Below are 6,899 nucleotides of genomic sequence, written 5' to 3'. Positions count from 1 at the left end.
GGTCACCCCCACCGCACCCGCACGCTCGGCCGGCGCCGAACACCGCTTCGAGCGGGACGAGCTGGACCCGGTACGGCGCCGGAGCGCCCTGCTCACCCTCGCCGACGACCTGGGGTTCAGGATGCGCGCGGAGGAACAGGTGGCGCGGGCGCTGTCCCTGACCGTCCGCTACGCCGACCGCTCCGCCACCACCCGCACCCGCGCTCTGGCCGAACCCACCGCGCACACCCCCGCCCTGGCCGCGGCGGCCTACGCCCTGCACGACGCGCTCGGCCTGCAACGCGCCCGCGTGCGCGGGGTCGCCCTGCGCGCCGAGGAGCTGACCGCCGCCGAACTCGCCTCGCGGCAGCTCTCCTTCGACGTGCGCGACGAGAAGGCCCGCTGCGCGGAGGCGGCGGCCGATCGGGCCCGCCGCCGGTTCGGTGTGGCCGCGGCCCGCCCGGCGGGGTCGGCTCCGCCGCGTGCCGCCTAGAGCTTTTTCCTGCGGCTTTTGTTCCGGTACGGGGGTGCCACTGCCCGTGGTGGGCGGTCCGCGGGTGGGGGTGTGGCGTGTCGCGCCGTTCCCCGCGCCCCTTCCGGGGCGCGGGGTCTGTGCTGGTTTGCCGGGCGGAGGCGGCGGGCGATCGGGCTCACCGCCGGTTCGGTGTGGCCGCGGACCGTCCGGCGGGTTCGGTTCCGCCGCGTGCCGCCTAGTGGTTTTCCTGCGTACCTTGCCCGGTACGGGGTGCCCCTTGCTGTTTCGTCGCAGGACGCGGGTGCGGCGTGGTCGCTCGCGCCGTTCCCCGCGCCCCTTCCGGGGCGCGGGGAGCTTCACTGGTCCGTGGCGCGGAAGCGGCGGAGGCGCAGGCTGTTGCCGACCACGAAGACCGAGGAGAAGGCCATCGCCGCACCCGCGATCATCGGGTTGAGCAGGCCCGCCGCGGCCAGTGGCAGCGCTGCCACGTTGTAGGCGAAGGCCCAGAAGAGGTTGGACTTGATGGTGCCCAGCGTGCGGCGGGAGAGCCGGATGGCGTCGGCCGCCGCACGCAGGTCGCCGCGGACCAGCGTGAGGTCGCCCGCCTCGATCGCCGCGTCGGTGCCGGTGCCCATCGCCAGGCCCAGATCCGCCTGGGCGAGCGCCGCCGCGTCGTTGACGCCGTCGCCGACCATGGCCACGGAACGGCCCTCGTCCTGCAACCGCTTGACGACGCCCACCTTGTCCTCGGGCATGACCTCGGCGATCACGTCCTCGGCGGCGATGCCGACCTCGGCGGCCACCGACTCGGCGACGGCCCGGTTGTCGCCCGTCAGCAGTACAGGGCGCAGCCCCAGCCCGCGCAGCCGCCCGATGGCCTCGGCGCTGGTGGGCTTGACCGCGTCGGCCACCTCCACCACGGCGCGTGCCTCGCCGTCCCAGGCCACCGCGATGGCGGTGCGCCCCGCCCGCTCGGCCTCCTCCCGGGCCGCCGCCAGCTCGGCGGGCAGCTCCATTGCCCAGTCGGCGAGCAGCCGCACCCGGCCGACGAGCATCGCGTGCCCCTCGACGACGCCCTGGACGCCGAGCCCGGGGACGTTGGCGAAGTCCTCGGGCACCGGCAGCGCGCCCACCTCGCGCTCCGCGCCCCTGGCGACGGCCCGCGCGAGGGGGTGCTCGGAGGCGTTCTCCAGCGCACCCGCCAGGCGCAGGGTCTCCCTCTCGCTCGTCCCCTCGGCCACGTGCACCGCCAGCAGCGTCATCTCGCCCGTGGTGACCGTGCCGGTCTTGTCCAGGACGACGGTGTCGGCGCGGCGGGTGGTCTCCAGCACCTCGGGGCCCTTGATCAGGATGCCGAGCTGCGCGCCGCGTCCCGTCCCCACCATCAGGGCTGTCGGGGTGGCGAGCCCCAGGGCGCAGGGGCAGGCGATGATCAGTACGGCGACGGCGGCGGTGAAGGCCGCGGTCAGCCCCGCGCCGACGGCCAGCCAGAAGCCGAGGGTGGCCAGCGCGAGGACGATGACGGCAGGAACGAAGACGGCGGAGATGCGGTCGGCGAGCCGCTGCGCCGCGGCCTTCCCGTTCTGGGCGTCCTCCACCAGCTTCGCCATCCGGGCCAGCTGGGTGTCCCCGCCGACGCGGGTGGCCTCCACCACCAGCCGGCCGCCCGCGTTGAGGGTCGCTCCGGTGACGGTGTCGCCGACCCCGACCTCCACGGGCACGGACTCGCCGGTGAGCATGGAGGCGTCCACGGCGGAGCTGCCCTCGGTCACGGTGCCGTCGGTGGCGATCTTCTCGCCGGGCCGGACGACGAACCGGTCGCCGACGGCGAGATCCTCGGTGCGGACGCGGACCTCGCGCCCCTCCCGCAGGACGGTGACCTCCTTGGCGCCCAGTTCCAGCAGCGCGCGCAGCGCTGCGCCCGCCTTCCGCTTGGAGCGGGCCTCGAAGTAGCGCCCGGCGAGGATGAAGGCGGTGACCCCGGCGGCGGCCTCCAGGTAGATGTTGCCGGCGCCGTCGCTCCGGCCGATCGACAGCTCGAACGGGTGGGTCATCCCCGGTTCGCCCGCGGTGCCGAAGAACAGCGCCCACAGCGACCAGAGCATCGCGGCCGAGGTACCGACCGAGATCAGCGTGTCCATGGTGGCCGCGCCGTGCCTCAGGTTGACCCAGGCGGCCCGGTGGAAGGGCCAGGCGCCCCACACGACGACGGGTGCGGCGAGGGTGAGGGAGAGCCACTGCCAGTACTCGAACTGCAGGGCGGGCACCATGGCCATGGCGATCACCGGTACGGCCAGCACCACCGAGCCGATGAGCCGCTGGCGCAGGGGCCGCAGCTCGTCGTCGGCGGCGTCGGGGCCGGCCTGCGCGCCCTCGCTCTCGTGTGCGGTGCCCGGTTCGGCGCGCACGGGCTCCGGCGGGGCCGCCGTGTAGCCGGTGGCCTCGACGGTGGCGATCAGGTCGGCGACCTGGACGCCGTCGTCCATGCTGACCTTGGCCTTCTCCGTGGCGTAGTTGACGCTCGCGGTGACGCCCTCCATGCGGTTGAGCTTCTTCTCGACCCGGGCGGCGCAGGAGGCGCAGGTCATACCGCCGATCGCGAGTTCGACGTCGGTGGCCTCCTTCGGCGCCGAACCGGTGTCTTCTGCGGTGGTCTCACGGGTGGTGGTCATCGGTGTCTCCTCGGCGACCCGGCCTGTGTCAGTGCGTGTCCTGCGGCGTCGGGCGCCGCCCCCTACTGTGTCATACCCGGCTGGGGTATCGGTAGCGCTGGGCTCATGTATACCCCCCTCCCGTATGTATCGCAAGCGCTTCTCCGGGGCGGGCAAGTACCCGGGCGGGGTATGGCGGGCTGCGGGTTTCTCCGGCAGGGCGTGGGACGAGCGGGTCCGCGGGCACGCACACCGGAATTCGTCCTGTGCGGGTACTGGTCAGTTTTCTTACTCGCGCGTAAGTTGTCGGCCGCTCAACAGCTCCGCTCCCACCCTCATCCCTCACAGCACGAGGAGCCGGACATGAAGCGAAAGCCGACCTCACCCGCCGCGCGGCGCCCCCGCAGATCCGCCGCCACCGCCGTGGCAGCGGCGTTCGCGGTGGTGGCCCTCCCCGCCACCGCCACCGCGGCCCCGCCGGCCGACGGCGCGGCGCACAGCAGCGGCTGGAACGACTACTCCTGCAAGCCCTCCGACCGGCACCCCCGCCCCGTCGTCCTGGTCCACGGCACCTTCGGCAACTCCGTGGACAACTGGCTGGGGCTGGCCCCCTACCTGGTGAAGCGCGGCTACTGCGTCTTCTCCCTGGACTACGGGCAACTGCCGGGCAAGCCGTTCTTCCACGGGCTCGGCCCCATCGAGGACTCCGCCAAGCAGCTGGCCGCCTACGTCGACAAGGTCCTCGCCGCCACCGGCGCCAACGAGGTCGACATCGTCGGCCACTCGCAGGGCGGCATGATGCCCCGCCAGTACCTCAAGGCCGGTGGCGGCGCCGAGAAGGTCAACGCCCTCGTCGGCATCGCCCCCAGCAACCACGGCACCACCCTGAGCGGGCTCGCCGCGCTCGCCGACCAGTTCCCGCCGATCGGCGACGTGGTCGAGGAGATCGGCCCCTCCCTGCTCCAGCAGAAGAAGGGCTCCGCGTTCCTGGAGAAGCTCAACGAGGGCGGCGACACGGTGCCGGGCGTCGCGTACACCGTGATCGCCAGCAGGTACGACGAGGTCGTCACGCCCTACGAGACGCAGTTCCTCGACGGGCCGAACGTGCACAACGTGACGGTCCAGGACCTGTGCCCCCTCGACCTCTCCGAGCACCTGGCCATCGGGCTGACCGACCGGGTGGCCTGGCACGAGACGGCGAACGCCCTCGACCCCGCGCACGCCACCCCCACGACGTGCCTGTCGTGAACCGGTGAGGTGCCTGTCGTGATCGGGTAGGGGATCACCCCTCGGTGTGGATCTTGTCGGCGTACCGCGGCCCGTAGTACGCCTCCAGGAACTCCAGCGAGTCCCCGGAACGGTCGAGGGCCTTGGCCAGCCGGGCGCGGTTCGGCAGCGCGTCCGGCTGCCAGGTCTCCGGGTCCCAGAGGCCGGAGCGCAAGAACGCCTTGGCGCAGTGGTGGAAGACCTCCTGGATCTCCACGACGACCGCCAGCTTCGGGCGGTTGCGCCTGGCCACCATCGTCTCGAGGAACGGCGCCTCGCGCACGATCCGCGCCCGGCCGTTGATCCGGAGCGTGTCGCCGCGGCCCGGCAGGAAGAAGACGAGGCCGACGTGCGGATTGGACAGCAGGTTGCGCAGCCCGTCGACGCGCTTGTTGCCCGGCCGGTCGGGGACCGCGAGCGTGCGGTCGTCGAGCACCTTGGCGAAACCGGGCGGATCGCCCTTGGGCGAGACGTCACACCTGCCGTCGGCCGCCGAGGTGGCGATGAGGCAGAAAGGTGAGTGCGCCAGCCAGTCGCGGTCGAACTGGTGCAGTTCCGTGCGGACCTTGTCCCGTGTGTGCTGTGCCGGCTCACCGACGAGGGCGCGCAACTCCTCCTCGCTGGTGACCTCCACCATGGTTTTCCGAGCCATGAGCGCTCCGCTCTGTCGCCGTGAGAGGCCGTCAAGGGCCGTGGAGACTAGAAGCGTACGGCGCCGCCTCCCCGTCCGAGAGGGGAAGCGGCGCCGTGCGGCCCGGTCTTCAGCCGCGCGACCTGGCGGCGCGGCGGCGGGCGGTCGCCAGGAGCACGCCCGCGCCGGCCGCCACCACGGCGGCGCCGCCGAGGGCGAGCGGGGCGGCGCTCTCGTCGCCACCGGTCTGCGCGAGGTTCGCCTTCTCGGCCCCTCCGTCGGGCGCGGGCGCGTTCGTGTCGGCGGAGCCCTGCCCCTGGCCGGCCTGCCCGTGTCCCGTGCCGTCGTGGGACGCGTGGCCCTGGGGGCTGTCGCCCCCGGCGTGCGTGCCGCCGCCGTGTCCCGCGTGGTCCACGGTCGACTTCTCCCTGCCCGCCTCGATCTGCTGCTCGCCGGGCGCCGCCGGGGCGTCCTTCGACGCGGCGGCCGACCCGCCGCCGAAGGTCACATCGGAGCAGGCGTAGAACGCCTCCGGGCTGTCGGACCGCTGCCAGACGCTGTAGATCAGGTGGCGCCCTGAACGCTTGGGCACGGTGCCGTCGATCACGTAGCTGCCGTCCTCCAGCGTCGGGTCGGTCGCCTTGGCGAACGGCTCGGACTCCAGGTCGGACCACTTCAGCGGCTTGGCCGGGTCGTAGCCCTCCTTGGTGAGGTACAGCTCGAAGGTGCCCTTGTGCGGGGCCGTCGCCTTGTACCGGAAAGTGTGCTTTCCGGACGTCATCGCGCTGGCCGGCCAGTCGGCGCGGGCCAGATCCAGGCCCTTGTACTTGTCCCGTCCGGCGCTGCACAGCTTCCCGTCGGGGATGATCCGACGGTGCTCGCCCGCCGCGTCGGGGATGTTCACTTCGTTCCAGTCGTAGAACGCCTGCGGCCCGCCGGCCTCGACGGCGGCCTTGCACGCCGCCGATGTCGGGCTCTCCGGCCCCTCGGCGAAACAGGTCGCCACCCGGCTGACGGGGTCGGCCATGGAGCCGTGCGCGGCGGCGGGGCCCGCCGCCACCACGGTGAGTACCAGCGGGGCGATACCCAGCGCGGCGATCCCTGCTGTCCTGCGGCGAACGGTCATGGTGAGTGGCTCCTTGTGGGGGACGCACGGGAGACGTGCGGGGGTGCGGGGACGTGGTGGCCGGGGCGGGCCCTCGCCCACCGCCTCCCCAGCGGTGGACGCGAACCCGCCCCGGCGACCAGCACGTTAGCCACTCGGAAAGCCCGAATCGCCTGCTCGAAGCCCTTGCGGGCGATCTTTAGGACTCGCTTAAGGACTCGCTAAGCACACCAACAGGCAGGCGGCCGGACCGTCAGGAGCGGGTGAGCAGGACGGCGGCGGCTGCGGCCAGCCCCAGGAGCACAGCCGTGGCGCCGTGAGCGAGACGGTGGTCCCGCAGGACGGGCAGCAGCCGGTCGGCGGCGTAGCGGCCGGGGCCGGTCAGGGCGAGACCGGCCGCGCCTGCCGCCAGCACCACCGCGTACTCCACGCCGCCCGGGGCGAAGAAGCCGTCGCCCCAGGTCACGGCCGAGGCGTTGATCATCGTGCCGAGTACGGCGGCCCCGGCGAGCGGGGTGCACAGACCGAGGGCCAGGCCGAGACCGCCGAACGTCTCGGTAGCCCCTGCGACCAGTGCCATCGTGCGGCCCGCCGGATAGCCGACGGAGGTGAAGAACTGCGCTGTGCCGTCGAGCCCGTTGCCGCCGAACCAGCCGAAGAGCTTCTGGGTGCCGTGCGCGGCCATCGCGAGGCCGAGGACGAGGCGCAGCACCAGGAGACCGGCGTCGTAGCCGCGCTGCGCCGAGGGCGAGGGGTGCGGCACGCCGGGGGATCCCGGCGCTGCGGTGGGGC

General features: G+C 73.3%; 5 protein-coding genes and 1 pseudogene. 2 read left to right on the top strand and 4 right to left on the bottom strand.

Features of this window, described 5'->3' with window-relative positions; all coding sequences use genetic code 11:
• Positions 1-472 (top strand): annotated as a pseudogene (locus AB8Z75_RS29690) (hypothetical protein); the annotation flags it as partial.
• Positions 473-810: 338 nt separating this feature from the next.
• Here the strand turns inward: AB8Z75_RS29690 and AB8Z75_RS29685 are convergent.
• Positions 811-3,126 (bottom strand): heavy metal translocating P-type ATPase, encoded by a 2,316-nt coding sequence (locus tag AB8Z75_RS29685; protein WP_369207358.1) that lies wholly within the window; start codon positions 3,124-3,126, stop codon positions 811-813.
• A gap of 342 nt (positions 3,127-3,468) precedes the next feature.
• Between AB8Z75_RS29685 and AB8Z75_RS29680 the strand changes: the two genes are divergently transcribed.
• Positions 3,469-4,353, top strand: a complete 885-nt coding sequence (locus tag AB8Z75_RS29680) for an esterase/lipase family protein (RefSeq protein ID WP_369207356.1) — start codon at positions 3,469-3,471, stop codon at positions 4,351-4,353.
• A 34-nt stretch (positions 4,354-4,387) separates the two neighbouring features.
• Here AB8Z75_RS29680 and AB8Z75_RS29675 read toward each other — a convergent pair whose 3' ends face one another.
• From AB8Z75_RS29675 to AB8Z75_RS29665, 3 genes are all read right to left on the bottom strand, one after another.
• Complete coding sequence (locus AB8Z75_RS29675; RefSeq protein ID WP_369207354.1) at positions 4,388-5,023, bottom strand: pyridoxamine 5'-phosphate oxidase family protein; 636 nt, start codon at positions 5,021-5,023, stop codon at positions 4,388-4,390.
• Positions 5,024-5,132: 109 nt separating this feature from the next.
• The gene (locus AB8Z75_RS29670) at positions 5,133-6,128 is read right to left on the bottom strand and encodes a lytic polysaccharide monooxygenase (RefSeq protein ID WP_369207352.1); all 996 of its coding nucleotides are present in this window, start codon (positions 6,126-6,128) and stop codon (positions 5,133-5,135) included.
• Positions 6,129-6,360: 232 nt separating this feature from the next.
• A complete protein-coding gene (locus AB8Z75_RS29665; protein WP_369207360.1) occupies positions 6,361-6,870 on the bottom strand; it encodes a DoxX family protein in 510 nt (169 codons plus the stop codon).
• Positions 6,871-6,899 lie beyond the last annotated feature (29 nt).

Origin of the sequence: Streptomyces sp. PU-14G (genome assembly GCF_041028275.1) — a bacterium.
Taxonomy (GTDB): Bacteria; Actinomycetota; Actinomycetes; order Streptomycetales; family Streptomycetaceae; genus Streptomyces.
Note: the sequence above shows the minus strand (reverse complement) of the source record. Positions and strands in the feature narration are given on the sequence as shown.

What these genes read in the sequence shown, in the direction of transcription:
- AB8Z75_RS29685 (WP_369207358.1), bottom strand. Translation starts at nt 3,126, where the DNA reads ATGACCACCACCCGTGAGACCACCGCAGAAGACACCGGTTCGGCGCCG.
- AB8Z75_RS29675 (WP_369207354.1), bottom strand. Translation starts at nt 5,023, where the DNA reads ATGGCTCGGAAAACCATGGTGGAGGTCACCAGCGAGGAGGAGTTGCGC.
- AB8Z75_RS29670 (WP_369207352.1), bottom strand. Translation starts at nt 6,128, where the DNA reads ATGACCGTTCGCCGCAGGACAGCAGGGATCGCCGCGCTGGGTATCGCC.
- AB8Z75_RS29680 (WP_369207356.1), top strand. Translation starts at nt 3,469, where the DNA reads ATGAAGCGAAAGCCGACCTCACCCGCCGCGCGGCGCCCCCGCAGATCC.